Annotated in this window: 22 protein-coding genes; 12 read left to right on the top strand and 10 right to left on the bottom strand. The window is 65.5% G+C overall.

The genetic code is table 11. From position 1 onward, the window contains the following. Window positions 1-77: 77 nt before the first annotated feature. From ACFQS9_RS09215 to moaA, 10 genes are all read right to left on the bottom strand, one after another. Window positions 78-641, bottom strand: a complete 564-nt coding sequence (locus ACFQS9_RS09215; protein ID WP_378403768.1) for a nucleotidyltransferase family protein — start codon at window positions 639-641, stop codon at window positions 78-80. Window position 642: 1 nt separating this feature from the next. Continuing rightward, entirely contained in the window at window positions 643-1,608 is a 966-nt protein-coding gene (locus ACFQS9_RS09210; protein ID WP_378403766.1) for an ACP S-malonyltransferase, read from the bottom strand. Then, a complete protein-coding gene (locus tag ACFQS9_RS09205; RefSeq protein WP_378403764.1) occupies window positions 1,605-2,288 on the bottom strand; it encodes a malonate decarboxylase holo-ACP synthase in 684 nt (227 codons plus the stop codon). The genes ACFQS9_RS09210 and ACFQS9_RS09205 overlap by 4 nt, the downstream gene beginning before the upstream one ends. Further along, window positions 2,288-3,148 (bottom strand): biotin-independent malonate decarboxylase subunit gamma, encoded by an 861-nt coding sequence (gene mdcE / locus ACFQS9_RS09200; protein WP_378403762.1) that lies wholly within the window; start codon window positions 3,146-3,148, stop codon window positions 2,288-2,290. Before mdcE ends, ACFQS9_RS09205 begins: the two co-directional genes overlap by 1 nt. Continuing rightward, window positions 3,148-4,005, bottom strand: a complete 858-nt coding sequence (locus ACFQS9_RS09195) for a biotin-independent malonate decarboxylase subunit beta (protein ID WP_378403760.1) — start codon at window positions 4,003-4,005, stop codon at window positions 3,148-3,150. Before ACFQS9_RS09195 ends, mdcE begins: the two co-directional genes overlap by 1 nt. Beyond that, window positions 4,002-4,292 carry a malonate decarboxylase acyl carrier protein gene (mdcC, locus tag ACFQS9_RS09190; RefSeq protein WP_378403758.1) on the bottom strand — a complete coding sequence of 97 codons (291 nt, stop codon included), beginning with the start codon at window positions 4,290-4,292 and terminating at the stop codon, window positions 4,002-4,004. Before mdcC ends, ACFQS9_RS09195 begins: the two co-directional genes overlap by 4 nt. Next, the gene (locus ACFQS9_RS09185) at window positions 4,280-5,188 is read right to left on the bottom strand and encodes a triphosphoribosyl-dephospho-CoA synthase (RefSeq protein ID WP_378403756.1); all 909 of its coding nucleotides are present in this window, start codon (window positions 5,186-5,188) and stop codon (window positions 4,280-4,282) included. The genes mdcC and ACFQS9_RS09185 overlap by 13 nt, the downstream gene beginning before the upstream one ends. A 1-nt stretch (window position 5,189) precedes the next feature. Beyond that, complete coding sequence (mdcA, locus tag ACFQS9_RS09180) at window positions 5,190-6,803, bottom strand: malonate decarboxylase subunit alpha (RefSeq protein ID WP_378403754.1); 1,614 nt, start codon at window positions 6,801-6,803, stop codon at window positions 5,190-5,192. A gap of 112 nt (window positions 6,804-6,915) precedes the next feature. Beyond that, window positions 6,916-7,149, bottom strand: a complete 234-nt coding sequence (locus tag ACFQS9_RS09175) for a MoaD/ThiS family protein (protein ID WP_378404148.1) — start codon at window positions 7,147-7,149, stop codon at window positions 6,916-6,918. Window positions 7,150-7,165: 16 nt separating this feature from the next. Further along, window positions 7,166-8,221, bottom strand: a complete 1,056-nt coding sequence (gene moaA / locus ACFQS9_RS09170) for a GTP 3',8-cyclase MoaA (protein WP_378404146.1) — start codon at window positions 8,219-8,221, stop codon at window positions 7,166-7,168. Window positions 8,222-8,388: 167 nt separating this feature from the next. Between moaA and ACFQS9_RS09165 the strand changes: the two genes are divergently transcribed. The 12 genes from ACFQS9_RS09165 (at window position 8,389) to ACFQS9_RS09110 (ending at window position 25,643) form a co-directional block, all read left to right on the top strand. Further along, window positions 8,389-9,825, top strand: a complete 1,437-nt coding sequence (locus ACFQS9_RS09165; RefSeq protein ID WP_378403752.1) for an amidase — start codon at window positions 8,389-8,391, stop codon at window positions 9,823-9,825. A gap of 168 nt (window positions 9,826-9,993) precedes the next feature. After that, on the top strand, window positions 9,994-11,145 hold the full coding sequence (locus ACFQS9_RS09160; RefSeq protein ID WP_378403750.1) for an XdhC family protein: 1,152 nt from the start codon (window positions 9,994-9,996) through the stop codon (window positions 11,143-11,145). Further along, on the top strand, window positions 11,142-12,830 hold the full coding sequence (locus tag ACFQS9_RS09155) for a PucR family transcriptional regulator (protein ID WP_378403748.1): 1,689 nt from the start codon (window positions 11,142-11,144) through the stop codon (window positions 12,828-12,830). Before ACFQS9_RS09160 ends, ACFQS9_RS09155 begins: the two co-directional genes overlap by 4 nt. Before the next feature lie 142 nt (window positions 12,831-12,972). Beyond that, window positions 12,973-14,400 carry a uracil-xanthine permease family protein gene (locus tag ACFQS9_RS09150; RefSeq protein WP_378403746.1) on the top strand — a complete coding sequence of 476 codons (1,428 nt, stop codon included), beginning with the start codon at window positions 12,973-12,975 and terminating at the stop codon, window positions 14,398-14,400. Window positions 14,401-14,480: 80 nt separating this feature from the next. Beyond that, on the top strand, window positions 14,481-15,404 hold the full coding sequence (locus ACFQS9_RS09145; RefSeq protein ID WP_378403744.1) for an FAD binding domain-containing protein: 924 nt from the start codon (window positions 14,481-14,483) through the stop codon (window positions 15,402-15,404). Between the two features lie 2 nt (window positions 15,405-15,406). Beyond that, complete coding sequence (locus ACFQS9_RS09140; protein WP_378403742.1) at window positions 15,407-16,045, top strand: (2Fe-2S)-binding protein; 639 nt, start codon at window positions 15,407-15,409, stop codon at window positions 16,043-16,045. Then, window positions 16,042-18,531, top strand: coding sequence for an aerobic carbon-monoxide dehydrogenase large subunit (gene cutA / locus ACFQS9_RS09135; RefSeq protein ID WP_378403740.1), 2,490 nt, complete (start codon window positions 16,042-16,044; stop codon window positions 18,529-18,531). Before ACFQS9_RS09140 ends, cutA begins: the two co-directional genes overlap by 4 nt. Continuing rightward, the gene (locus tag ACFQS9_RS09130; protein ID WP_378403738.1) at window positions 18,528-19,193 is read left to right on the top strand and encodes an SRPBCC family protein; all 666 of its coding nucleotides are present in this window, start codon (window positions 18,528-18,530) and stop codon (window positions 19,191-19,193) included. Before cutA ends, ACFQS9_RS09130 begins: the two co-directional genes overlap by 4 nt. Window positions 19,194-19,452: 259 nt before the next feature. Further along, window positions 19,453-21,552 (top strand): hydantoinase/oxoprolinase family protein, encoded by a 2,100-nt coding sequence (locus tag ACFQS9_RS09125; RefSeq protein WP_378403736.1) that lies wholly within the window; start codon window positions 19,453-19,455, stop codon window positions 21,550-21,552. Further along, the gene (locus ACFQS9_RS09120; protein WP_378403734.1) at window positions 21,552-23,486 is read left to right on the top strand and encodes a hydantoinase B/oxoprolinase family protein; all 1,935 of its coding nucleotides are present in this window, start codon (window positions 21,552-21,554) and stop codon (window positions 23,484-23,486) included. Before ACFQS9_RS09125 ends, ACFQS9_RS09120 begins: the two co-directional genes overlap by 1 nt. Beyond that, entirely contained in the window at window positions 23,467-24,327 is an 861-nt protein-coding gene (locus ACFQS9_RS09115) for an SDR family oxidoreductase (RefSeq protein ID WP_378403732.1), read from the top strand. The genes ACFQS9_RS09120 and ACFQS9_RS09115 overlap by 20 nt, the downstream gene beginning before the upstream one ends. Window positions 24,328-24,458: 131 nt before the next feature. Next, window positions 24,459-25,643, top strand: a complete 1,185-nt coding sequence (locus ACFQS9_RS09110) for a molybdopterin molybdotransferase MoeA (protein WP_378403730.1) — start codon at window positions 24,459-24,461, stop codon at window positions 25,641-25,643. Window positions 25,644-25,650 lie beyond the last annotated feature (7 nt).

The following is a 25,650-nucleotide window of genomic DNA, read 5'->3' as shown; positions in this document are numbered from 1 at the left end:
AGCTGCACAGTGAACCCTCGAGCCCCCGGCGGAACAGACCCCTCGCCGGGGGCTCGAGTGGTTGAGAGAGTCAGGAGCTAGCGGGTATCTTGATCCGCCCCGGTTGCCAGGTCGCTGCAGTCGACTCGTTGCACGCGGCCGGCGTGTTTCCGAAGGTAGGGACGGGCGCCCTCATCCCCGGTTGCCATGTCCGACACTGCTGCCCAGTGATCCCGAGCCAGTACGACGGGATGGCCGGGACGGTCATCGAAGTACGCCCGCGCGATCCCGCTCTCTCCTGCGAGCGCAGCGGCAACGACCCGGGAGACCACATCTCCGTGCACATCCGGCGTATCGACCAGGTGGATGGCCGCAAACTCCGCCCGCGGGTCGCGCGAGGCGGCCGCGAGACCTGCTCGCAGCGACGCGCTTGCCCCCTCCCGCCAGTCGGGCGCATAGATGGCTTCGGCGGCCTGCGGGACCGGTGTATCCGCTGCGCCCAGCACCACGATGACCCGAAAGCAGCCTCCCTCGAGAAGCGCCCGGACCGCCAGCCGCAGCCAGTCCCCTTCATGCGCCAGGACCTTTGGCATGCCGTAACGGCGGCCGGCGCCCGCGGCAAGCAGAACTCCGATGACAGCGTGCGGCGGTGGAGTGGGCATCTCACAGCCTATGCACAAGCGCCATCACTGACGCCAGACCGTTCTCGTCAAACGACTGCGCACGTGCGTCGGGGAAGGCAGCTGCCGCCAGTCGCGTCAGAGCGCTGCCTGGCGACACCTCCAGGAACAGACGAACGCCTCGTTCGTAAAGGGCAGTCGTCGCATCGTGCCAGCGAACGGGGAGGGCGACCCCGCGGGCGAGGTCGTCCGCGATCTGCCGCGGATCGCGGAGCGCACGGCCACCGATGTTGCCCATCCACGGGCACTTCGGACGGTGCAGGCGACCCGATTCGTCGAGTGCGTCCAGTTCGTGCGCCAAGGCAACTCCGACCGACGCGAGCAGCGGGCTGTGGGCCGGAACGGGAACCTCCAGGCGGGTCGTGCGCCGTGCGCCGTGCTCGACAGCAAGCTCTGTTGACCGGTCCAGTCCAGCGGTAGAGCCCGAGACCGTGATCTGGTCCGGCGCGTTGACCGTTGACGGGTACACGGCCAATCCCTCGAGACGAATCTGCTCGGTCAACTCCGTGACCAGACGCTCAGACGCGCCAACCACAGCAAGCATGCCGAAGCCTGACACCGGAGGAAACATCTCGGACATCAGACGGGCCCGCACGCTGATGAGACGAAGTGCGTCCGAGAACTCGAGCACTCCCGCCACTACTGCCGCCGCATACGCTCCGGCTGAATGTCCTGCCACATAGTCGGGTTCGTATCCCCGCCCGACGAGGGTTCGCGCAACCGCCGTTCCCGCAATCAGGAGCGCGCGCTGGATGGCTACGGTGTCCCGGGTCATGGCGCGCACACCGTCCAACGGCTCTGCTCCGACGTCGGCGGGGCCAACTGGCCGATGCAGAACATCCGCTGCCTCCGCGAGGGTATCTTCCGATTCCGCGGAATCGGGCAGATGCTGCAGCATGCCCGGCCGTTGAGCTCCCTGCCCGGGAAACAGCAATGCGGTCGACGTCACCGGCCCAGCTCCCCCGCGTCCCACGGATCCGATACCAATCGTGGCCCGGCCGGAGTACGCAACAGCATGGCTGACGGCCCGCAAGCGAACTCCTCGAGCACAACCGCACCGAGAATTGTTTCGAGTTGCGTATCGACACGCACGGGAAGAGCAGACAGCGCTGAGTGCAGTTCCGCCGCCTGTGCGCGTTCGAGTGGACGCGGCGCCCGCACGACGATGTCGAGATCGCTGTCGCGCCTTGCGGTTACCGTGTCAGTGGCCAGCTCGAATCCCACGCTGCCACCCGGCCCCCAGGCAAATCCCGTCCGCGTCATGATGCTGGCGACAGCCGGCAGCGCCGCGAGAGCAGGAACCGATTCGACACGCGTACGAGCTATGCCGCCGATGCGTGAGAGCAGGTCCTCGGGGCGAATCACGGCGGCCACCCCGCTCAACGGTATGTCGAGAGCGAGGCGCTGCCACCGCTCCGGTCCTCGGACGCCGACTGCCAACTTCGGGTTCACCGAACCCTCTTCGGACACACCGGCCCGGCGGACCACGACCCATGGCACCGCACGCAGACGTTCACACGCCCAGCCGGGCATCGCCTGGCGTTCACCGTGTCCCTCGAGGCGGCTGCCCGAGACCGCCGAATCGAGTCGGATGAGGTCGTGAACCCCTGGTGGTGGCGAGGAGAACATCAGGACGGCTCTGCCTGCCGATCCCATTCGGCCGCGAGCAGTCGACGGACCTCCCGGGAGGCAGCACGTTCGCGATGTGCCCCGGGCGTGGCCAACCGCGGTGACAAATCGCTCGGGCCGGCGATTACGTCCTCGACGGCGTCGAGGAGCGCGGCGCGGATCGAAGCCACGTCCGCGGGGGTGGGATTGTCGGCATCGCCCACGGCGAGAAGCCTGTGCACGGCCCCGAGTGTGGCGAACGTGGCTCCGTCGTAGGCGGTAGCGGGAACAACGCGCGCGATCTCGTCGAGCTCCTCGACCGATCGGCGTGTCACCCGGGCCGCCGACTTCTTGGACATCGCCTGCACGGTGACACCATCATCGTCGAGCGCGAGGATGCGGTTCGCCTGCAAACCGTGGGCCAGGAATCCCCCCGAAATCCCTGATCCGACGAGCAATGCGATCACGGGGTGCCCGGCGAGCCGCGCCGCCGAGTAGGCGTCGACAGCGGCCGCCAGCGCCTGGTGAATACCGAGCAGCTCCTCTCGATACCCGTACGCCTGGGACGGCACGTCGACGATCGCGACGATGATGGTCTTGGTCTCCGCGCCGCGATCGCGATCGAGGACGCGGCGCACCGACTCGGCAAGAGCCCAGCCCTCGCCCAGGCCGACTTCGCCCTGCCGTGCGCGGGGCCAGCGGTTGCCCGGGTCCGGCACCACGCTCAGGAAGAACGCGGGACGCTCACCGAGCCGTGCTCCTGCGCACAGCACCGAAGGAATGGCGCCGTGTGGAGAGCTGAACGCGCCCTCCCCCGGAGACGTGTCGGTGAGGCTGTGAAACCACGCCGTTCCGCGACCGGACAGTGTCGATGTGCTCATCAGTTTCCATTCTCCGGCGCCGCGAACAGGTTCTGCACCCCGACTTCGTCGATGGGTTGGTTCGGATCGACGGCGGCCAGAAGTGACAGGGCGATGTCGGCCTCGGCGCTGCGGCACTGTGGGTCCGGGCGAACTCCGCGCTGAAAGACGCGCCGAACAGCGTCCCGGATCTCACCGACGTCGTCGGGAACGAGGACGTCCGCGAGCCCCACCGCGGTTCGCGTTTTGCCTCCGATTGTTCGCCAGATATGTGCCCGGTCTCGTGCGTCCAGCTCGGTCACACCGGCTTCCTGCTCGATCACCTCGGGCCCGTTCAGTCCCAGCCGTCCTTGCGGTGTCATGATCAGATCGCTGCAGAGGCCGGCAGCGATCCCCATTCCGCCGAAGCAACCGACCATTCCGGGAACCACGCCGACGACCGGAACGCGGCGGCGTAGGGCGGCGATCGCGGCGTGGATCTCGGCGATGGCGAGCAGGCCGAGATTCGCCTCTTGAAGACGTATCCCGCCGGTCTCCAAGATCAGTACCGGCCTGATGCCTTTGCCCGCTGTCGCATCGCGCAGGGCCAACTCGAGGGCACCGGCGATCTTCGCACCGCCGACCTCGCCGATCCCGCCGCCTTGGAAGCGGCCGTCGAGTGCCACGACGACGGCGCTCACGTCGTCGATGGTGCCGCGAGCGACGACGACGCCATCGTCGGACTGCGGGGCGATGCCCTGGGGTTCGAGGTGGGGTGAGACGAGGCGGTGAAACGGATCGATCAGTTCGCGAAACGTACCCGGGTCGAGGACGGCCGCGGCGCGTTCCCGAGCGTTTTTCTCGGTGATCGGGTCTCGCCGACTCACGTGGACGTTCATGTCAACAGCTCCTCGAGTTGGGACAGGCGGAGCGCAACGGTGCCGGGCGTTGCCCCCGAATCGTTGATCTCGATGTCGACGGCTAGGTTGGTCCGCGAGAAGAACTGTTCGAGAACGGATCTCCAGATCTGGCCGAATCCGTCTACGCTGGTGGTGATTCGGACCGTTGACCCACCGCCCGGTCGCGGTTCGGCCAGGATCTCCAGATCACCCGAGGCGACAGCTCCTACGTGCGCTCGATTCTTCGTCGCGCGTTCGCCCTCGAAGTCATACGTCAGTTTCTCCATGATGCTTCCTTGGTCATTGCCGGTGAAACATGCTGGGCGCGTATCGAACCTGCCGGCGCGATTCGGTCGAGCAGCAAAGTGGCCGCGAGAAGGTCCGCGGCACCTCCGGGAGAAACTCCCAGGGACGCGATCGTCCGGTCCAGTTGCGACAGTCGTGCTCTTCCCGCGGCAGTGCCCGTTCCGCCAACCGTGAGCACTCGGCTGGCACCGTCGCGTACGGCCTCGAGCGCGTGGACCCCACCCCGATGCAGCACGCAGGTGTCGTCGAGTTCTGCCATCAATGCCACCAGCGTGTCGAGGCGGGCGCACACCTCACTCACTCTTGCCGCACGGGACCTCCGCAATGTTGGCAACGCCAGATCGATCAGATGCGGGAATCCCGCCTGCGCCTGGCCGCGCGCACCTGGCACTCCGTACTGTGCCCGGGCTCGGGAACCGTGGCTCAGCAACGCTTTTGCCGGACAGCCCGGATCCGGGTGGCGCGCAATGAGTCCGGCGGTGCGAGCGAGGTCTTCGGCGGACGAGCCCTCGGGAAGCAGGGCAGCGGACGCGGTGAGCAGTCCGAGCGCCCAGATCGCGCCCCGGTGGGTGTTGACGCCGCCGGTGGCCTCGTACATATCGGCTTCCGTCCTTCGCCCGATCGCGGCGAGCTGCACCCGCAGGTTCTGGTCGGGCAGGAGATGCTCGGCTGCGGTGCGAGCCATCTCGACGAATCCACGGTAGAGCGCGTGCGCCGAGCGACGCATCAGGGTCAACGTCATATCCGTGTGAGTTCCGCCGCCCCGGCGGTCCACCAGACCGGGCTTGGGCGTCAGCTCCACTTCGTCCAGCAGAGCACCGACAGCATGGGCAGCCAGGGCTTCGGAACGCAGTGGTGCGGCAACGACGACGTTCATGTCACCAACTCCGGAACTGTGACGGCGGGTCGTACAGCCCGCCCGACCACTCGACCAGGTCTTCGATGCTCCTAGCGGCCAAAAGCGAGCGCCGGGCGTCGACGCGGCGCACCCCGAGGTCCTCGGGGGAGGCGACGACACCGTCTCGACGCAGTTGTTCGTCCTTCGATCGGTCCCGCGAGAGCCCGAGTGGAGTTGCGCCCGCCGCCCAGGCGACCGCTGCGCGCCGCTCCTCTCTGTCGCGAGCCTTGTACAGGTAGGCGACGCCCTCCTCGGTGACGAGGTGCGTGATGTCGTTGCCGTAGATCATCACCGGTGTGGTGGCGAAACCCGCCTTACGCCCGACCTCGACGGCATCGAGCGACTCGACGAAGTGCGGGACACCCTTGGCTCCATATGTCTGCACCGTTTGAACAATCAATTTGCGTCCCCGAGCTCCCTCGCACTCGGCCAGATTCAGCCAGGCCGGCGACGAGTGCCTTCGGCCGCGCGGATCGCTCCCGAGGTTGGGTGCACCACCGAATCCGGAGATCCGTCCGTCGGTGACTGTGGACGAGTTTCCCTCTGCGTCGATCTGGAGTGTGGATCCGATGAACATGTCGGTCGCGTACAAACCTGCGGCCTGGGCAGCCATCCGGTTCGACCGCATGGTGCCATCCGGCCCGACTGGGAAGATGTCGGGCCTGGCGTTGACGTAGTCGTTCATTCCCAGCTCGCCCCCGAAGGGCATGATCGAACGGACCCAGCCGCTTTCGATGGCGGGAATCAGTGTGGGATGGGGATTGAGCACCCAATCCAGGCAGATCTTGCCCTTCAGCCCCAGCGATTCAGCGTAGGTGGGCAGCAGAAGTTCGATTGCGGCAGTGTCGAATCCAATTCCGTGATTCAGTGAGGTCACCTGGTGGCGTTCGTAGACCCCGCGGATCGCGATCATGGCCATGAGGACCTGGACATCGGTGATCTTGCGCGGATCACGGGTGAACAGAGCCTCGAGATGATAGGGCCGGTCCGCACGCACTACGAGATCCACCCACGACCCCGGAATGTCCACCCGGGGAAGCTCTCCCGAGTCCACGAGTTCGTTGACCTGGGCGATGACGATTCCCCCGCGAAACGCCGTTGACTCGACGACGGTGGGGGTCTCCTCGGTGTTGGCACCCGTATAGAGGTTGCCGTCACGGTCGGCCTTGTCCGCAGCCACCAAGGCGACACGAGGTGCCAGGTCGAGGAACATCCGGGCATAGAGTTCGAGGTACGTGTGGATAGCACCTACGCGAAGCGTGCCATCCGAAATCGCCTGGGCCACACGGAGCGACTGGGCGCCGGCATACGCAAAGTCAGCTTCGGTGGCGATGCCCGCTTCAAAGATGTCGAGATGCTCCGGCCGGGTGAGACAGGACATCACCATGTGGAGATCGTGAACGCGGGCGGGGTCGACGAGCGCAAGGGAACGCGAGAGGAAGTCGGCCTGCTTCTGATTGTTGCCTTCGAGAGCCACGCGGTCGTGCGGATCGAGAACTGCGTGGAGGGCGTCGACCATCCGACGGGTGTCGAGAACCTTGCCCTCGAGCATCGGAGCCACGGCGTCGAGTCGTTCCTTCTTCGAGCGTGTCACTGGCGTGGGCCTGCGAGGGTTCGCGATGAGCACAGGATGAGTACGCCTCGGAGCAGCTGCTTCATGTCGATCCTTGGTCTGTTGGAGTTCGTGACCTGGCCGTCTTGGCCGGCTAGCCGCCGGCGAACGGCGGCAGAATGTCCACCTGCGCGCCCGCTGTGCGGGTCAGATCGCGGGTGAGTTCGGATTCCACCAGAAACGCCGCGACCGTGAGAACCCGTGCCATATCGGGCCCGTACCTGGCGATCAGCGTCGACTTCACCAGCGCGAGATCTGCTGTGGGTGGGAGGTCGAGTGTTTCCTCCGTGCACCCTGCGGCATCGGCTGCCGCGGCGAAGTACCGCATCGACACACCTGCTACTTCAGCCACCGATTGCTCCCATACTGCGCTGTGGTGGCGTGAAGCCGTCCACGTTGATGCCGTGTCCGGCCCACTTGTTCCACATGGCGCCCCGCCACAGCTGCGCCAATTCTTCGTCATCGGCACCGGATCGCAGTGCGGCGCGCAGGTCGACCTCCTGGTCGCTGAACAGGCATGACCGCACCGTCCCTTCAGATGTCAGACGAGTACGATCGCAGTCCGCACAGAACGACCGGGTCACGGACGCAATGATTCCCACGGTGGCCGGGCCGCCATCGATCAGCCATTCCTCGGCGGGTGCGGATGGATCCTCTCTACCGATCTCCCGCAGCCCGAAGCGTCGGCCGAGTACGTCGAGCAACTGCCGAGCCGGGACCATACTGCCGCCCGACCACTCGCGATCGGCATCGAGCGGCATTTCCTCGATGAAGCGGAGCGCAACCCCCTCGTCGATACACCATTGCAGCAGATCCACTGCACCGCTGAGCGTTTCGGGCATCAGCACGGCATTGATCTTCATCGGGGCGAGACCCGCCGCGGCGGCGGCGCGGATACCGGCGAGCACCGATGGCAGGCGGTCTCGTCGCGTGAGTTCGGCGAAATGTGCTCGATCGACCGAGTCGAGTGAGACATTGACGCGCGTCAGGCCGGCATCGGCAAGTTTCTGCGCGCGGTGTTCGAGGCCAACCGCGTTGGTGGTCATGGCGAGCGGAACGCCCGGAACTCGTTCGGCGCAGCCGGCGATGATCGTTTCCAGGTCGGCCCGCATCAGCGGCTCGCCACCGGTGAACCTCACCTCGCAGACACCGAGCCTGTCCACCGCGATCCCGACCAATCGGATGATCTCCTCGGCGGTCAGCAGATTCTGCGGCGGGATCGCAGGGAGGCCTTCTTCGGGCATGCAGTATGTACAGCGCAGGGAGCACTTCTCGGTGATCGAGACGCGAAGATCCCTGGCGACTCGGCCGAACATGTCGACCAGATGATCGACATCGGGACGGCCCTCGAGCGGCGCGGCCGAACGCGCGGTGGGAATTCCCATCGCCACCGGGTGCATCGATACCGCTGTCATCGCCATACCTCCCGTATTCAATCCTTGAACATCTGCACATCCTCCCGATCCGGACGGGCCGGCAAAGCGTCAAGTCTTCACATCCCGCATCGACGGTTCCTGTCGACAGTGGCCGTTCCGCGCCGCCCCGCACGTGCATATCGTGTGCGGCTATGACCTGCGCCGATCCATCCAGCCACAGCGGAGCTCGTCCCGTGAAGAATGGCGGTTCAGTCGGTGCGGATGCGCAGTCGATCGCCAGGGCGGTGTCTTCCCGCGAACTCACGGCTCGCGAGGTGATCGATCAACACCTTGGCCACATCGGCCGGACGAACCGGCAGCTCAACGCGATCGTCACGGTCGCAGCGGAGTCCGCCGTCCGGGCCGCCGACGAGATCGACGCTCGACTCGACCGTGGTGAGCGGGTCGGGGCGCTCGCTGGGGTTCCGTTTACGGTCAAGGATCTGATCGCGACCGCCGGTATCCGAACGACTGCCGGCTCTCAGGCCCTGGTGGACAACGTTCCGTCGGTCGATGCTCCCGCCGTGGCCCGGATGCGGGCCCAGGGCGCCGTCCTGATCGGAAAGACGAACACTCCCGAATTCGGCGCCAGCGGCCTCACCCACAACGATCTGTTCGGGTTCACCTTGAACCCGTTGTCGCCCGGAGGAATCGAGCGTTCCCCTGGCGGATCGAGCGGAGGCGAAGCGTCCGCGATTGCCTCTGGGATGAGCGTCGTAGGACTGGGAACCGATTTCGGAGGCTCGGTCCGCTGGCCCGCGCACTGCACGGGACTGTGCTCGGTGCGGCCGACGAACGGACGTATCGACGCCGACGGGCAGTATCCCGGCGTCATGATCGACGGACGGGCGCTCACAAACCGTGTGACCATGCATGGCTCCGTCCAGACCATCGGACCGATGGCAAGAAGTCTTGACGATCTGGTCCTCCTGCTCCGAATCCTGTCGTCACCCCAGTACCGGTGGGTCGATCCCGGCGGTGTTCGTCTCGACGAGCTCGACGTTCGCTGGGCCGCGGGCGAAGGCACGGTTCCCGTCTCTGCTGAGATCGTCGCCGCAGTCACCGAGTCGGTGCAGCGGTTGCGGCCGTCGGTCAGATCGATGCAGGAATACAAGGGCGGCGCCCTGCGGCAGGCGAATGACCTCTTCACACGGATGCGGGCCGCGGAAACACACACCGACATAACCCAATACGGGACCGCGGCAGGGTTCAGCGAGAACATCCGAGGAATTCTCGCGGCTGCCCGCCCCACGGCCATGACCGACATCGAGGCACTGTGGGCGCGGCGGGCTGAGCTCCTGCACGAGTTCCTGTCCACGATGGGTGACCTGCTGATACTTCCGGTCGCCTCCATATTGGCGCCGCCCATCGGCGAGACGCAGTTCAACGTCGATGGCAGTGTGCTCTCGTGGGCGGACGCACTGGCCAGCAGCCGGGCGATCAGCGTATTGGGGGTGCCCTCGGTGGTCGTGCCCGTCGCGACATCCGCCTGCGGACTTCCCATCGGGGTTCAGATCATCGCGCGGCCGTGGCACGAACACAACGCACTCGCCGCAGCAGCACTGTGCCTCCGACCGCGGCAGAGGTAGCGGCGGCCAGCTTGTGACAGGCAGCGATCGCCGATCACTCCCCCGCGCCGCGATGGCGAGAACCGACAAGCTGCCCCGCACTATTTGGGCGAACTGTGTCGCTGGGAAGCCCACGGCGAACAGATATCGTGATCGCCATCACTTTCACCACGGAAGGAGGGCAAGATCATGCGCGACATCCTCGATGAACTCGCACCGTGGTTCGGGCGCCATGAGCCGTTCGCCCTCGCAACGGTGGTGCGAACGTGGCAGTCGTCCCCCAGGCCCGCGGGCGCCGCGATGGCGGTATCGGCATCAGGGGAAGTTGTCGGCAGCGTCTCCGGCGGATGTATCGAGGGCGCGCTGTATGAACTGGCCCAAGAAGTGCTTGCCGACGGGTGCGCCAGAAGCGAGACGTACCGTGTTGCTGACGATGATGCGATCGGTGTGGGCCTGACCTGCGGCGGCACGATAGAGGTATTCGTTCAGCTGATCAGCGAGGAGACGTTCGCCGAGTTCGCAGACGTGTCGGAACTGATCTCCGAGCGCGAACCCGTTGCCGTCGTCACCGACATCAGTGTCGGGGTACCGACACGGCACCTGGTGGTCAGTGCGGATCGCACGTGGGGAGAGCTGGCCGGGCCGACGCTGGACCGGGCGCTCGCCGCCGGAGTTCGTGGCCGGGTACGGGCGGGCGAGTCTGGACTCGAACTCCTCACGCTCGACGAGAACGGGCAAGTCGACCGGACGGAAGTGCTGGTCGAGTTCTTCGGACCCCCGCCGAGGATGTACATCTTCGGGGCCATCGACTTCGCCGCGGCGATGTGCCGGCTGGGGAAGTTCGCGGGTTACCACGTCACGGTGGTCGACGCCCGTGCGGTCTTCGCCACGCGCGCAAGGTTTCCCGAGGCCGACGATGTCGTGGTGGACTGGCCGCACCGCTTTCTCGAGGCGGCTCCGGTCGATGACCGGACAGTCATCGCGGTGCTCACCCACGACGAGAAGTTCGACATCCCCCTTCTCGAGCACGCGCTGCAAACGGACGCGGGCTACATCGGTGCACTCGGGAGCCGGTCGACACACGATCGTCGCGTCGCCTTGCTGCGCGCCCGTGGAATCACGGACGAGGAGTTGGACCGTCTGCATTCGCCGGTCGGACTCGATCTCGGCGCCCGAACCCCCGAGGAGACCGCCGTGTCGATCCTGGCGGAAGTCCTCAAGACCTCCCGAAACGCGACCGGGCTCGAACTGCGACATCTCCGAGGGCCGATCCACCGGGAACGCAACCTCAGGGCGGTGCCAGTCGGCGCCGACACGGCGGGATTGGCCGAGAGTTGTTGACCAGAAACCGGATTCGCGTCGATGGAATCCACGGCCCCGACCTCCATGAGGCCATCCCGAGTAGGACGATCGGCGAGGTCCTCTCCACGGACTTCCTGCCGCACGGCGCCGTCCTCGCCGGTCATGCAGGTCTCGGCCGTCAGGTGGCGCGCCTCAACCTCATGGAAGTTCCGGACATCGAGTCCTGGCTGCGACCGCATGACCTGTTGCTTGCCACCGGCTTCGCTCTTGCCCAGTTGGCCGCGCCGCTGGGCACCTTCTTCTCACGCGTGAATGCCCGTGGTGTGGCAGGCATTGCCATTCATTTGGACGACGAGTTCCCGGGGCTCCCGACAGATGCTCTTGCGGTGGCCAACTCTTTGGAACTACCGGTGATCACGGTCTCCGAGCCGTTCGCGCTCGATCACGGGCTTGCCCGCGGTTTGCGCGATCTGGCGAATCGCCAAGTCAAGGCGATGTACCGAGCGGAGCGTGTGCGGCGCCTGCTCGTGGACGCGGTGGTGGCTGGAGGCGATCTTGCTGATCTCGCCACGATCGCGGCACAGGAACTCGATGCGGCGATATTGGTGACGACATCGGACGGCAGAAAGATAGCGACCGCCGGCCGCGACGAAGAACTGCGAGCGCTCTACAGCAGCTCGGCCCTCGACGCCACGGGAAGACTGAGAACCGATTCGACCGACGGCGGCCTCGGGCTGCACACGACGGCAGGCGGAGCGATCGCGGTGTGCGCGATCTCGGCAAACGGCATCGACCATGGCCGGATTGCCGCCTTCAGCGAACAACGCGAACTCTCATGCGAAGACCTGTACATCGTGGACAAGGCGGCGTCGGTCTGCGCGCTCGTTGTCACGCGTGACCTGGCCGTATCGGTAATGGAAGAAAAGCACCGGGCCAACTTCGTCCGTGACCTCTTGCTGGGCAGAGGCGGAGAACATTCGCACGCCGTTGCGCATGCGAGGAGCTTCGGCTGGGACCTCGGCAGGTCCATCGTTGTGGTGGCCATCGAACCCGACCCGGTACCCGATGACTCCCCGCAGACCCCGGCCCGCATGCCGTTGGTCGACCGACAAGCGAAGGCATTCTCAGGCGCCCTTGCACCGCGGGATTCCAAGGCCGCGGTCACGGCACTCGGTACCGAAACGGTCATCATCATGGGCGCCGGACCGAACACGATGAACACCGTCCACGAGATTGCCGCCCACGTTCGTGGTGACGGCGGGGGTGGCCGTCGACCGTTCAGCATCGGGGTGTCACGACCCTGCGCTGCCGTGGAGGATATTCCGGGGGCGTACGCCCAGGCCAGGACCGCGATGAAGGTAGGACGACAGATATCCGGGGCGTGGGCTGCCACCTCCTTCGACGACCTCGGGGTCTTTCGACTTCTCAGCCTGGTGGAGAACGAGGAGGAACTCGAGTCCTTCACCACGGAAACCCTCCGCGAGCTCACCGAGGACACCGCGGAGGCGCAGGACATGCGGAGGACGCTCGAAGCGCTACTCGCCACCAATATCAATATTGCGGAAACCGCTCGAAAGATGCACTTTCACTACAACACGCTGAGATATCGCGTGGTGAAACTAGAAAAAATATTGGGACCTTTCACGGACCAGCCGGAACTCCGACTGGACCTGTCTCTGGCCCTCAAGATCATGGCAATGCGCGGCATCAATCACCAGATGTGACAGCGCATGATTACGGAATCTGGCAGATTACGCTCACGTCCGACGCTCCGAGTCTGCAATACATTACACCTACTGAAGCGATAATTCCGTGAAGGTCCTTTCGCGAACCATTCCGGGCGATACGAGAATGAAAGGTTCCACCATGCCGATCTGGAAAATTCACGGCGACGGAAAGAGCGTTCTGCCGGGCGAAGTCGTCGCCCCGAACGAACGATTGAGCTGGGGGCGGACGATCGGGCTCGGGGGCCAGCATGTCGTCTCCATGTTCGGGGCCACCTTCGTGTTCCCGATCATCATGGGACTCAATCCCCAACTCGCCATCCTGTTTTCGGGGTTCTGCACGCTCTTCTTCCTCCTGGTCGTCAAAGGGAAAATTCCCAGCTACCTGGGAACCTCGGCTGCCTTCGTCGGCGGCATCGCCGCAATTCGGGCGCAGGGCGGAACCTCGGCTGAAGTAACCGGCGCAATTCTCGTCTCCGGATTGGTGCTTGCCGCGATCGGAGTGGCAATTCATTTCCTGGGCGGCGGCGTGGTCTTCAAGATCTTGCCCCCGGTCGTCACCGGCGCCGTGGTGATGTTGATCGGATTCAACCTCGCGCCGGTGGTGGCGAGCGTCTATTGGCCGCAGGATCAGTGGGTCGCGCTCGCCGTGATGGTCGTGTTGATCGTTCTGAGCGTCACCCTCCGCGGTTTCCTCGGTCGTATTGCGATCTTCCTGTCGTTGATCTTCGGATACGCAGTTTCCTGGATTCTTGATCTCACCCTTGGACAGATCACTTCGTACGACCCTGCCGCCGGCCAGGTGACGGAACACTTCCGGGTGAACTGGGATGGCGTCGCATCGTCGCAGTGGTTCGGTCTTCCGCCGTTCTCCGATGAGGCCAACGGCATTGTCGGTATCCATGCACCATCGTTCAGCCTGACGTTCATTGTGCTGGTTCTGCCAGGCGTGATCGCGCTCATCGCGGAGAACGCCGGACACGTCAAGGCGGTCGCGGAGATGACCGGTGACGATCTCGACCCGATGATGGGGAGGGCACTGGCGGCAGACGGCATGGCGACGGTGATGGCCACTGCCGTCGGCGGGTCACCAACCACCACATACGCCGAGAACATCGGCGTCATGGCGGCGACCAGGGTTTACTCCACGGCTGCGTACGCGGCTGCCGGTGTCGTTGCGATCTTCCTCGGATTCTCCCCGAAGTTCGGTGCGATCATCGCGGCGACGCCGGGCGGGGCGCTGGGCGGAATCACCGTCGTGCTGTACGGAATGATCGGCCTCCTCGGCGCAAAGATATGGGCAGAGAACGGCGTCGACTTCGGGAACCCACTCAACATCCTGCCCGTGGCCGCCGGCCTCATCCTCGCCATCGGCGACACCTCGCTCGTGTTCACTGACACGTTCTCGTTGAGCGGGATCGCGTTGGGCACCATTGTTGTGATCGGGATGTACCACCTGTGCGCGCGAATCGCGCCCGCGAGTATGAAAGCCGACCCGCCTTCCGCTCCTCGCCGGTCTCGCCACGTCGACCCGACCGAAGCGGTCCGCGTCCCCACCCCTACGGGATAGATGAGAATCGCCATTTCACGCCGTGACGTTTGTCACTTCTCGACGAAACCTCGAGCCGCACGGGCAGGCAGGATCTGAGTATGAAACCTTCGCCACTGAAATACCATCGGCCACGGTCGATCGAGGAAGCCTGCCAGGTCCTTGCGGAGGTGGCGCACGAGGGCAAGGTCCTGGCCGGTGGGCAGTCACTCATCCCGATGTTGTCGATGCGGTTGGCCGCGCCGGCCAACCTCGTCGACATCACCGCGATCGACAATCTCGACTCGATCACGGCTTCGGCCGAATCGGGCGTCACCTTTGAGGCACTGGCGACTCACGCCGCGCTGGCCTCGAATCGAGAGGCCAACAGGGTCCAGCCACTGATCGGCCGAGCGCTGCAGTTGGTGGCACACCCGACGATCAGAAACCGTGGGACCACCGTCGGGTCGATCGTTCACGCGGATCCCTCGGCGGAGATGCCGGCCGTGCTGCTCCTGCTCGACGGATCGGTGGCCGTGCGGTCGGTGCGCGGTTCACGCGAGATCCCCGCGCGTGAACTGTTCCTCGGGCCGTTGGAGTCCTCCCTGGAGCCTGACGAGATCGCGACCAGCGCGACGATACCGGGCGTTGTTCCTGGTGTCGGGGTGGCCATCGACGAGATCGCCCGCCGCCACGGTGACTACGCACTGGTCGGCGTGGCGGCTCGAGTTCAGGTGGCCGACGGGGAGGTAAAGAATGCCCGCGTGACCTACGTCTCTGCCGGTGATTTCGGCGAAGTGGTCGACTACACGGACGTCATCCGTGGAGCGTCGGCCACCGACGACCGGGATCCGTTGTGGAACACCCTGTCCGAGACGGCGCGGGAGCGCATCGGAACCGAAGCAGACATTCACGCCACCGCGCGGTACCGGTCACAACTCGTTGCGGCCCTGACCGCGAGAGTTGTCATGCGTGCCGCGCGCGACGGCGTGCTTTCCCTGTCAACGAGGCAGTCGACGCCGCACGTCGAGGCCGGAGAGAAATGACGATGTCAACAAAAGAGGTTGAACAGCAGCTTTCGGACCTGCTGGCCGAGACCGGTGAGCAGCATGTGGCCGTGACCTTCACGCTCAATACAACTACGCAGACCGTCGTCCTGCCTGCGCGCACCCTCGCGTCGGATGCAATCCGGCATCACTTGCGGCAGACCGGGACTCACGTCGGATGCGAACACGGGGTCTGCGGGGCCTGCACAGTTCTGCTGAACGGAAACCCCGTGCGATCGTGCCTGATGCTCGCGGCGAGTCTCGAGGGACAGGTCGTCACGACGGTCGAGGGTCTCGTCGAGCCGGACGGGAGCTTGCACCCCGTGCAGCAGGCATTCATGGAGTGCCATGGTCTGCAGTGCGGATTCTGCACCCCCGGATTCGTCACCACCATCGCGGCCTTCCTGGAGGAGAACGATTCGCCGACACGCGAGGAGGCCTCCGATGCGATCGCCGGCAACATCTGCCGGTGCACCGGGTACCAGAACATCAAGGCGGCCGTGCTGCGTGCCGCGGAGATCAAGCGCGAACGGGCGGGTGAGTTCCCGCTCGGAATAGATGACGAATCGAGCCGGGCGTCACTCGACCGGAAGGTGCGGGGCAAGACCAGCCCCGTCGGCGGACGGGCTGGCCGAGCATGAGCGTGACGAAGAAGGCCGCAACCAAACCCACCACCGGCTCGGAGCCCCTGTTCGGCAAACCTTTGCCGCGCTCGGAGGACACCCGTCTGCTCAGCGGCAAGGGTAAGTACCTCGACGATCTGGGGCATGACGCGTTGATCGCCGCATTCGTTCGGTCACCCCACGCGCATGCACGGATCACCGGAATCGATATCGATGCGGCGCTGGGGCTACCCGGAATCTATGCCGTATACACGTACGAGGACATTGCCGCGGACTCTCCTGCGATGGCCGAGGCCCTGCCGCTGCTCATTCCTCATCCGGCAATCATCGCTCCACGCAACGGATTTCCGCTGGCCAAGGACGAGGTCAATCACGTCGGCGAAGCGATTGTGATGGTGGTGGCGCGCAACCGGTACGTCGCCGAGGACGCGTGCGCGAAGATCGAGATCACCTACGAGATCCTCGATCCTGTGGTGGGGATCGACACCGCCCGCCGAGCAGATCGACGCGTCCACGACGATGTTCCCGACAATGTCGCGGCGCATCTCCAACACGGATTCGGTGACGTCGATGCACAGTTGGCGAGTGCGCCTCATCGGCTCACGCTGAACCTGGAGATCGAACGATCAGCGTCGATGCCGATGGAGGGCAAAGGTGTCTACGCCCGCTGGGACAACGACGAGGAAACGCTGACTTTTTGGTCGTCGACGCAGACCTCGACGTCTGTCCGCACCGCGGTCGCCGCGCGGCTCGGTATGGCGATGAACAAGGTGCACTGCATCGCGCCGGACGTCGGCGGTGGGTTCGGCGTCAAGATCATGCATCCGTGGCCGGAGGAGGTGATGGTGACCTGGGCGGCCCGTCAACTCGGTAAGGCGGGCATCTCGAGCGAGGTCAAATGGGTGGAGGACCGCCGGGAACACTTCATCTCGAGTGCCCACGAGCGGGGTCAACTGCAAGAGGTAACGGTGGGTTTCGATGACGACGGGCGCCTGCTGGCATTCGACTTCACCCTCTGGCACGACAACGGCGCATACCTTCCGTACGGGATCATCGTCGTCATCAACACCGCGACACAGGTACTCGGCCCCTACAAGCCGGTCTCCTTTCGTGTCAACGCGTTCTCGCTCTACACCAACACGGTGATCGTCATTCCGTACCGGGGTGCCGGCCGCCCCCAGGGCGTATTCGCGATGGAACGGTCGATGGACGCGATCGCGAAATACCTCGGCAAGGACGTGCTCGAGGTGCGCGAGAAGAACATCATCAGGCCCGAGGAAATGCCGTACGACTTCAATCTGATGTTCCAGGACGGCCGTCCGCTGATCTACGACACCGGCAACTATCAGGCCGGAATCGACAAACTGAAGGCGCTGATCGACTGGGACGGCTTCCCCGAATACAAGAAGCGGGCCGCTGCGGAAGGGCGCAGGGTCGGCATCGGAGTGGGCGCATACGTCGAGGGAACGGGGCCCGGCCCCTACGAGGGCGCCCACGTCGTGATCGAGACCTCGGGGAAGGTGAAGGGCGCAACGGGACTGACCACCCAGGGGCAGGGGCACCAGACGACATTCGCCCAGATCGTGGCCGACGACTTGGGCGTCGAATTGTCCGATGTGGAGATCGTGACGGGTGATACCCGGCGGTTCGGCTACGCGGTGGGGACCTTTGCATCCCGCGGTGCGGTCATGTCGGGCTCGGCATTCCACGTGGCCGCGCAGATGGTGGCGGAGAAGGCGAAAAAGATTGCGGGCGAGGCGCTGGACCTCGATCCGGGGCAACTCGAGCTTCGTGGCGGACATGTTTGCAAGATCGGAACGAAGCCGGGTGCCCCAGGTACGTCGATCGCGCTCGGGATCGTCGCCGTCCTGTCGAATCCACTTCGGTATGCCTTCGACAAGGAGTCCAGGCTGGCGACGGGGTTCGCCAAGGTCTCGACCGACATGTCGATTCCACCGATCCCGGAGGGTGAGCAGCCAGGGTTGGAGGCCACCGGGTACTACTCTCCGCCGAGGTCGACATTCGCCTCCGGCATTCACGCCGCGATCGTCGAGACCGATCCGGTGACGGCTGAGATACACGTGGAGCGGTACGCCGTCGTTCATGACTGCGGCAACGTGATCAATCCGCGGATCGTCGAGGGGCAGATCCATGGAGGCGTCGCTCAGGGAATCGGCGGGGCGCTCTACGAGCGCATCGTCTACGACGAGCACGGGCAACTGCTCAACGCGTCGTTCATGGATTTCTTGCTGCCATTCGTCACCGAGGTGCCGGACTCCATCGAAATCGACCACACCGTCACCCCGTCCGGCCTCAATCCGCTCGGCATGAAAGGCGCCGGCGAGGCCGGCGTCATCCCGACCACCGCAGTCATTGCCGCGGCAATCGAGGACGCGGAGGGAATTCCGATCACCTCGATGCCAATTTCGCCATCCGAACTGTTCGAGCTTCGGCTCGCCAACTCTGCCGAGTCGAACGCCGTAGCACCGAAGGAGAACACATGAGAATCGCAGGCACGGCGCAGCTGACTGCACCTCCCACCGAGGTGTACGACAGTCTCCAGGACGGACGCGTCCTGGCGGCCACCATCCCCGGGGTTCAATCGCTCGATCAGTTGAGCGACAACCACTACAAGCTTTCGATCACGGCCGGGGTAGCGGCGATCAAGGGCACCTATGACGGCGAGGTCATCCTCTCGCAGCAGAACCGACCCGAATCGTTCGTGATGACCGCGTCGGGTGCGGGAGCGCCGGGCACCGTGCGCGCCGACGTCAACGTCAGGCTGGAGCCACGCGAAGGCGGTGGCACGCTTTTGACCTACGATGCCGATGCGGTCGTCGGCGGAATGGTCGGCGGTGTCGGACAGCGAATGATCACCGGTGTTGCCAAGAAGATGGCGGGAGTGTTCTTCACGGGGCTTGACGGCGTCATCGCGAACGGGATCCCGGAAGTGCCCGCGATTGCCGCCGCCGGTGTGCCCGAGGTCATCCCGGAGGCTGCTGGCCAGCTGCCCAGCGTCGTCGGTGCGGGGCGCGCCGGCGCTGGTCCTGCACCGGCGGGTCCGTCGGCGCAGAGCGCGCTCATTGCCGCCGCCGTCGGCGCGGGTATCGCGCTGGCCGGAGTCCTGCTGGGCGGCCTGCTGGTTCGCAAGTCCGGTACGGCATGACGTTCTTGTCGTAGATCACGGGCCCACACGCATCAAAGAAACGGCCGCCGCCCCGAGCCAGGGGCGGCGGCCGTCGGCGTCTGCAAACTGTGACAGTTTGCCCGTTCCTCGGCCCACTCGGGGCTGAATTCTGCGGTGAGACTCTAGCGATATGTGACAAAGAAACTGGCGCCCAGAAAGAGTCCAATATGACTACGCGTCAGGCACGCCTCGGCCCTATCAGCGGTCACGCTGCCTACGAAATACCCAAGGAGGAAGCGTGGAACCAAGAAAGATTCGAGTCGGAATCGACACCGGCGGGACGTTCACCGATGTGGTGGCGGTGGACGAAGAGTCGGGAGAACTGGTCACTACGAAGACTCCCTCGACGCCCGCCGATCCGGCCGAGGGCTTCCTCGCCGGCATCGACAAGGTCCTGCGTCAGCTCGGGGTAACCGGCGATGCTCTCAGCGCGGTCAGCCACGGCACCACGGTCGCCACGAACAAGCTGCTCGAGGGCAAGGTCGAGAACCTGGGGTTCATCACGACCGAGGGCTACGAGCACGTTCTCGAGATCGCGCGCCAGTCCGTTCCCGACGGCTACGGCAACTCGTACTTCTGGGTCAAGCCCGAGCGCATCGTGCCTGCGCACCGGGTCAAGACGGTTCGCGGACGACTGTTGTTCGACGGCAACGAGATTCGTTCGTTGAACGAGGACGACGTCCGGGCGGCCGCGCGCTTCTTCAAGGACGAGGGCGTCAAGACGCTGGGCGTGTGCCTGATGCACTCCTACGCCAATCCCGACCACGAGGAGCGTGTTCGGGACATCCTGCTCGAGGAGTACCCCGAGGCGACAGTGAGCATCTCGACCGAGGTGCTGCGCGAGTACCGCGAGTACGAGCGGTCGATCACCACGCTGGTCGATGCTGCGGTCAAGCCCAATATCCGCAACTACGTCAACAACATCGCCGCCCGCCTCCGCGAGTTCTCGACCGTGTCGGGTGAGCCGCGCGACGTCCCGTTCTACGTGATGAAGTCGAACGGTGGTGTGCTGTCCGCGAAAGAGGTAGTGCACCAGCCGATCACGACCGTTCTCTCCGGCCCCGCGGCCGGTGCTCTCGGCGCGGCGCTGGTCGCCAGCGCGGCCGGGGTGGACCAGGTCCTCACCTGCGACGGCGGCGGCACGTCCACTGACGTGACCGTCGTGGTCCGCGGCGAGCCTGCGTTGACGACCGAGGGCCACGTCGGGAATTACCCGTCGAAGATTCCCATGATCGACGTGGTCACCGTCGGTGCGGGTGGCGGGTCGATTGCCTGGATGACTCCGGAGGGAACGCTGCGGGTCGGTCCGCAGTCGGCAGGCGCCGACCCGGGCCCGATGTGCTACGGGAACGGCGGCATCGAGCCGACCATCACCGACGCGCATGTTCTTCTCGGCCGGATACCTCCCCATCTCCTCGGAGGCGAGATCCCGCTCGACACCGGGTTGGCGAGAAAGGGCGTCGAAGAGCTGGCACACCAGTTGTCGCTCGATCTCGAAGCATGCGCGACGGGAATTCTCGAGGTGTCGGCCTGGAATCAGGCCAATGCCCTGCGTCAGATCTCCGTCAAGCGAGGACTCGATGTCCGCGACTTCACCCTTGTCACCTTCGGAGGGTCCGGCTCGCTGCTGGCGTGCAGACTGGTCGACATCCTTGGGCTCAAAGATGTTCTGATCCCACGCAATCCCGGAAACGTCTCCGCATTCGGCCTGCTGACCGTTGACGTTCGCAATGACTTTGTACAGACCCATGTCAGTCGGCACGACCGCCTGCGCACAGAGGACCTCCAGTCTGGCCTCGATGCGCTCGCGGCTCGCGCGGATGCCGCCCTGGCGGATGAGGGCTTCGACGCCGACCAGCGTCGGTATGCGCGCTCGGCGGACCTGCGCTACCTCGGTCAGGCCTTCGAGGTGCGAGTGCCGATCGGCGACGGCCTCATCACCCAGGAGTTGATGGATCGGGCGGCGGACGCCTTCCACGAGGCGCACCGCGAGCTCTACGGGTACGACTTCCGGGACGATCAGAGTCAGCATGTCGAATGGGTCAATCTGCGGGTCAGCGGTATCGGCCCGATCAAGAGGCCGGTGCTGTCGGAGATCGCCGAGGGGCGTGGCGCAGAGGTCGCGCTGACGGGTTCACGTCAGGCCTACTTCGGCGGCTGGGTGACGACCGACGTCTACGACCGATCACTGCTCGGTTCTGGCGACGTCCTCGAGGGTCCGGCCGTCATCGAGGAGTTCAGCTCCACGGTGCCCGTGGATCCCGGATTCCGAGCTCGCATTGACACCTTCGGAAACATCCGAATCACCAAGGATCTCGACTCGAACGGAGCGCACTGATGACTGTCATCGACACGGTGAACAACAAGCCCTACCGCCTGACTCCGGTCGACGCGAACACGCCTGATCCCGTGCTCGTCGAGATCGTGGCCGGATACCTCGCCAGTGTGGAGATGGAGGTGGAAACCGCGATCTCGCGAACCTCGCGTTCGCCGATGATCCGCGATGCCCACGACTTCCGCGCCGGCATTCACGACAGGAATCTCCGAAAGCTGACCGGCCGTTCGTACTCGGCGCTCGTGCACCCGGTGGCCAGGGATTTCCCGCTGGAGACCATGAAGCCCGGTGACGTCTACTTCCACAACGACGTCTACCTCTCCGAGGGCGGGATCGGCCACCTGCCCGATCTGTGCGTCACTGTGCCGGTCTTCGCGACCAGGCCCGGCGACACCCAGCCGAGCGTGGTCGCGTTCGTCCAGGCGTTCGGTCACCACGACGACATCGGGGGCTGCTGCCCCGGGTCGATGCCCTCCGGTGCGACGACCGTGTACGAAGAGGGACTGATGGTTCCACCGATCAAGCTGTGGGCGGAGGGCGTGCCGAACGAGGCCGCACTGCGCATCATGACGCGCAACTCGCGGATGCCCGACGCACTGGCAGCCGACCTGGACGCCGAGTGCTCCGCGTGCCTGATGGGTGCGCGCCGGCTGACGGAACTGTTTGAGCGGTACGGCGTCGAGACTGTCGAGGCCTGCTTCGACGCGATGATGGAAGCGACGACCGAAACCTACCGGCGCGAGATTCTCAGCAAGATCCCGCAGGGTGTGTACACCTGGGAGGACTACGCCGAACACGACGGCGTGGACGAGCCCCAGCTTCACACGCAGCGGATCACCCTGACCAAGACCGGCCCCGAGGACGAGGGCGGTGAGCGCCTCATCCTCGACTTCACCGGAACCGGCCCGCAGGCCAAGGGCCCGATCAACCACTGCGGTGACTACGCGGACGGCAACTTCCTGGCAAAGTGGCTCGCACCGGTGCTGCGTAACCTCGCTGACTCACCCGAGCGGATGGCCGAACTCGACGTCAACGAGGGCATCATCCCACTCATCGAGATGAAGTTCCCGGAGAAGGGGACGCTGATCACGCCGATCTTCCCGGCACCGACCAACGCCCGAACGTTCGTGATCCTGCGCCTGCTCGGCGTGTTCGCCGGCGCCATCGCCAAGGCCGTCGACGGGAACATGCCGGCGGACCAGGAGACCATCCGCTACACCGGCGTCTACGGAGAGGACATCGAGGGCCACTCCTACCTCATGCGTGAGGTACTCGGCGGCGGCTCGGGCGGTCGTCACTACGCCGACGGCGAGGACACGATTCACGTCGTGCCCGACTCGCGCAACCTGCCGACCGAGTTCACCGAGAGCCGGTTCCCGTTCATCGTCGAGAAGCTGGGCCTGGCCCGGGATTCGGGTGGCGCCGGACGCTACCGCGGTGGTCTGGGCTACGAGAAGCACATTCGGATGCTCAAGGACGCGCACTTCATGTCCATCGCGGACCGCTCGATCCTCGCGTGCTGGGGTGTCAAGGGCGGCAAAGCCGGTGGATCGTTCTCCGTGGTGATCAACCCGGGCCAGCCGAACGAGCGGGAGTTCGACGCGCTCACCGATGCCGAGCCGATCAAATCCGGCGAGACCATCCGAATCCGCACCACCGGTGGCGGCGGCTGGGGTGATCCGCTCGATCGTCCGATCGACGAGGTGGTCCGTGACGTGCTGTGGGGCAAGGTGTCCCGCGAGGGTGCGACCAAGGACTACGGCGTAGTCCTCACCGCGGACGAGGCGCCGACCGCGGATGCGGCGGCCACGGACACGTTGCGCGAGTCGATGCGGATCGGGCGTGATCTGGACGAGCCGTTCTTCGACCGCGGTCCCGGATACGAAAGGCTCTCCGGTGGAGCGAAGTGCGCTTCGTATGACTTCATCGACAGCTGACCTGACCGAAGCCGTCGGCGCCGACATTGCAGTCGTCGGCGCCGCCGGGAAGACCGGACGAGCTCTCGTTGCCGCTCTTGCTGGAAGGACGCAGCCGCGGCAGCTCGTCCGGTCTGTCCGGCGGCCCGGCCAATACCGGATCGATCTCGACACCGGTGAAGGTATGGCAGCCGGATTCGCGGGCTGCCGCAGCGTCTACTTCATTGCACCCAACATGCATCCGGACGAGCCGTCCCTGCTAGGCCGAGCTCTCGCGGCGGCGAGTGAGGCCGGGGTGGATCATGTGGTGTACCACTCGGTCGCGTGGCCATACAGCCCGCGCATGCCACACCATCTCGACAAGGCGCGGTGCGAGGACGAGCTGCGGAGCTTCGCCTCGCAGCGAGGGTTGCGCTGGACCATCCTGCAGCCCTGCGCGTACGCCCAGAATTTCGAATCGGTACTCACCGGGGAGTCCGAGCACATCGTCACGCCGTACCGCATTGAGTCGCGGTTCTCTTTCATCAGCCTCGACGACGTCGCGGAGGTTGCGGCACGAGTTCTGACCGAGGGTGCCGACGTGCATCATGGGGCTGCCTACGAACTGGGGGGCCCCGACGCGCTGAGCGTTCGAGATCTGGTTCGGTTGATCGAGGAATCGACGTCGCGGTCGGTGTCGGTGGAGCGCATCGGAGTAGATGCCTGGATGGCGAGGTACGGCCAGAATCTCGGAATCCCGGGTAGGGCAAGGCTTGCAGCCATGTTCGAGTTCTACAACGAGCGAGATTTCCTTTCGGGTAGCAAAGTCACCGAGGCGCTACTGGGTAGGGAACCGACGCGCGTCCGCCATCTGATCCGGTGAGCGGACACCAGAGTTCACTCCACCCCGACAGCCTCAAGCCAGCTGTGTGCCTGCTGCCCCCGGTTCGCCGGCGGCTGACATAGCGAAGGAAACATGAGTCGATCACCACACCCACTCTGGAGTGCGCTCCGATGACCAGTAGATCTGTCGACGACCACGCGCGTGAGGTGCAGCGCCTGCTCGAACCCGCCCTCGCGCCGGTGACCGAGGGCGTCGCCGTGACGCGGGCGCTCGGCCGGGTGCTGGCCGCCGACGTCCGCTCTCCCCTGGACCTGCCGGTGTTCCCCAACTCCCAGATGGACGGATTCGCGGTGGCCGCGGAGTCCGTGCGCGCGGTGCCCGTCACCCTGCCCGTGACCGCGACCGTCGCGGCGGGCGACGCCGGGCCGCGCCGGATCGAGCCGGGTACCGCGGTCCGGATCATGACCGGCGCGCCGGTGCCGGCGGGAGCCGACTGCGTGGTGCCGGTGGAGGACACCGACGCCGGCGCCGCCGAGGTCACCGTGCGGGTGTCGCGGCGACAGGGCGAGTACGTCCGGGACCGCGGCAGCGACGTCCATTCCGGCGACCTGCTGTTGGCGGCCGGCACCGAGCTCACCGCGCGGCACCTCGCGATGTTCGCCGCGGTCGGGACGGTCGAGATTCCGGTCCGCCGCCGACCGCAATTCGCGGTGATCACCACGGGCGCAGAGCTGATCTCGGCCGGGCGTCCGCTTGGGCCGGGTCAGATCTACGACTCCAATTCGATCGCGCTGTCGGCGAGCCTGGCCGCCAACGGGGTAGATGTGGTCTCCGTCGACCGGAGCACGGACGACCCCGAACGGTTCCGCGAGATCCTGTACCGCGCAACCGCGTCCGCCGACGCGGTGATCACCTCCGGCGGAGTCTCCATGGGCGAGTTCGAAGTGGTGCGCGAGGTGCTGACACCGCTCGGCGGCTGGTTCGGACACGTCGGTATGCAGCCGGGCGGGCCGCAGGGCCTGGCCGCGGTCGACGGCGTCCCGGTGCTCAACTTCCCCGGCAACCCGGTCAGCACCCTGGTCTCCTTCGAGGTGTTCGCCCGACCGGTGCTGCGGCGCGCCGCCGGACTTGCCCCGGTGATCGCGGATCGACTGCCCCTGGCCGCGGCACTGACCTCGGCGGCCGGCAAACGACAGTTCCTGCGTGGGCGGCGCACGTCTGCAGGTGTGACACTGGAGTCGGGTCCCGGCTCGCACCTGGTCGCGGCGCTGGCCAGGGCGGACGTCCTGGTCGACGTGCCGGAGGACGTGACGGCGATGGAAGCGGGAGACAAGGTACGGGTGTGGCTCCTGTGAACGATCA

It is taken from the genome of Rhodococcus daqingensis (assembly GCF_042665615.1).
In the GTDB taxonomy this organism is placed as follows: Bacteria; Actinomycetota; Actinomycetes; order Mycobacteriales; family Mycobacteriaceae; genus Rhodococcus_G; species Rhodococcus_G daqingensis.
Note: the sequence above shows the minus strand (reverse complement) of the source record. Positions and strands in the feature narration are given on the sequence as shown.

Bases quoted from the DNA above. Each gene is read 5' to 3' on its own strand.
- cutA (WP_378403740.1), top strand. From the start codon at position 16,042: ATGAGCGTGACGAAGAAGGCCGCAACCAAACCCACCACCGGCTCGGAG.
- ACFQS9_RS09130 (WP_378403738.1), top strand. From the start codon at position 18,528: ATGAGAATCGCAGGCACGGCGCAGCTGACTGCACCTCCCACCGAGGTG.
- ACFQS9_RS09145 (WP_378403744.1), top strand. From the start codon at position 14,481: ATGAAACCTTCGCCACTGAAATACCATCGGCCACGGTCGATCGAGGAA.
- moaA (WP_378404146.1), bottom strand. From the start codon at position 8,221: ATGCACCCGGTGGCGATGGGAATTCCCACCGCGCGTTCGGCCGCGCCG.
- ACFQS9_RS09115 (WP_378403732.1), top strand. From the start codon at position 23,467: ATGACTTCATCGACAGCTGACCTGACCGAAGCCGTCGGCGCCGACATT.
- ACFQS9_RS09150 (WP_378403746.1), top strand. From the start codon at position 12,973: ATGCCGATCTGGAAAATTCACGGCGACGGAAAGAGCGTTCTGCCGGGC.
- ACFQS9_RS09185 (WP_378403756.1), bottom strand. From the start codon at position 5,188: ATGAACGTCGTCGTTGCCGCACCACTGCGTTCCGAAGCCCTGGCTGCC.
- mdcC (WP_378403758.1), bottom strand. From the start codon at position 4,292: ATGGAGAAACTGACGTATGACTTCGAGGGCGAACGCGCGACGAAGAAT.
- ACFQS9_RS09165 (WP_378403752.1), top strand. From the start codon at position 8,389: ATGACCTGCGCCGATCCATCCAGCCACAGCGGAGCTCGTCCCGTGAAG.
- ACFQS9_RS09120 (WP_378403734.1), top strand. From the start codon at position 21,552: ATGACTGTCATCGACACGGTGAACAACAAGCCCTACCGCCTGACTCCG.
- ACFQS9_RS09160 (WP_378403750.1), top strand. From the start codon at position 9,994: ATGCGCGACATCCTCGATGAACTCGCACCGTGGTTCGGGCGCCATGAG.
- ACFQS9_RS09195 (WP_378403760.1), bottom strand. From the start codon at position 4,005: ATGAACGTCCACGTGAGTCGGCGAGACCCGATCACCGAGAAAAACGCT.
- ACFQS9_RS09215 (WP_378403768.1), bottom strand. From the start codon at position 641: ATGCCCACTCCACCGCCGCACGCTGTCATCGGAGTTCTGCTTGCCGCG.
- ACFQS9_RS09110 (WP_378403730.1), top strand. From the start codon at position 24,459: ATGACCAGTAGATCTGTCGACGACCACGCGCGTGAGGTGCAGCGCCTG.
- ACFQS9_RS09205 (WP_378403764.1), bottom strand. From the start codon at position 2,288: ATGTTCTCCTCGCCACCACCAGGGGTTCACGACCTCATCCGACTCGAT.
- mdcE (WP_378403762.1), bottom strand. From the start codon at position 3,148: ATGAGCACATCGACACTGTCCGGTCGCGGAACGGCGTGGTTTCACAGC.
- ACFQS9_RS09140 (WP_378403742.1), top strand. From the start codon at position 15,407: ATGTCAACAAAAGAGGTTGAACAGCAGCTTTCGGACCTGCTGGCCGAG.
- ACFQS9_RS09175 (WP_378404148.1), bottom strand. From the start codon at position 7,149: ATGCGGTACTTCGCCGCGGCAGCCGATGCCGCAGGGTGCACGGAGGAA.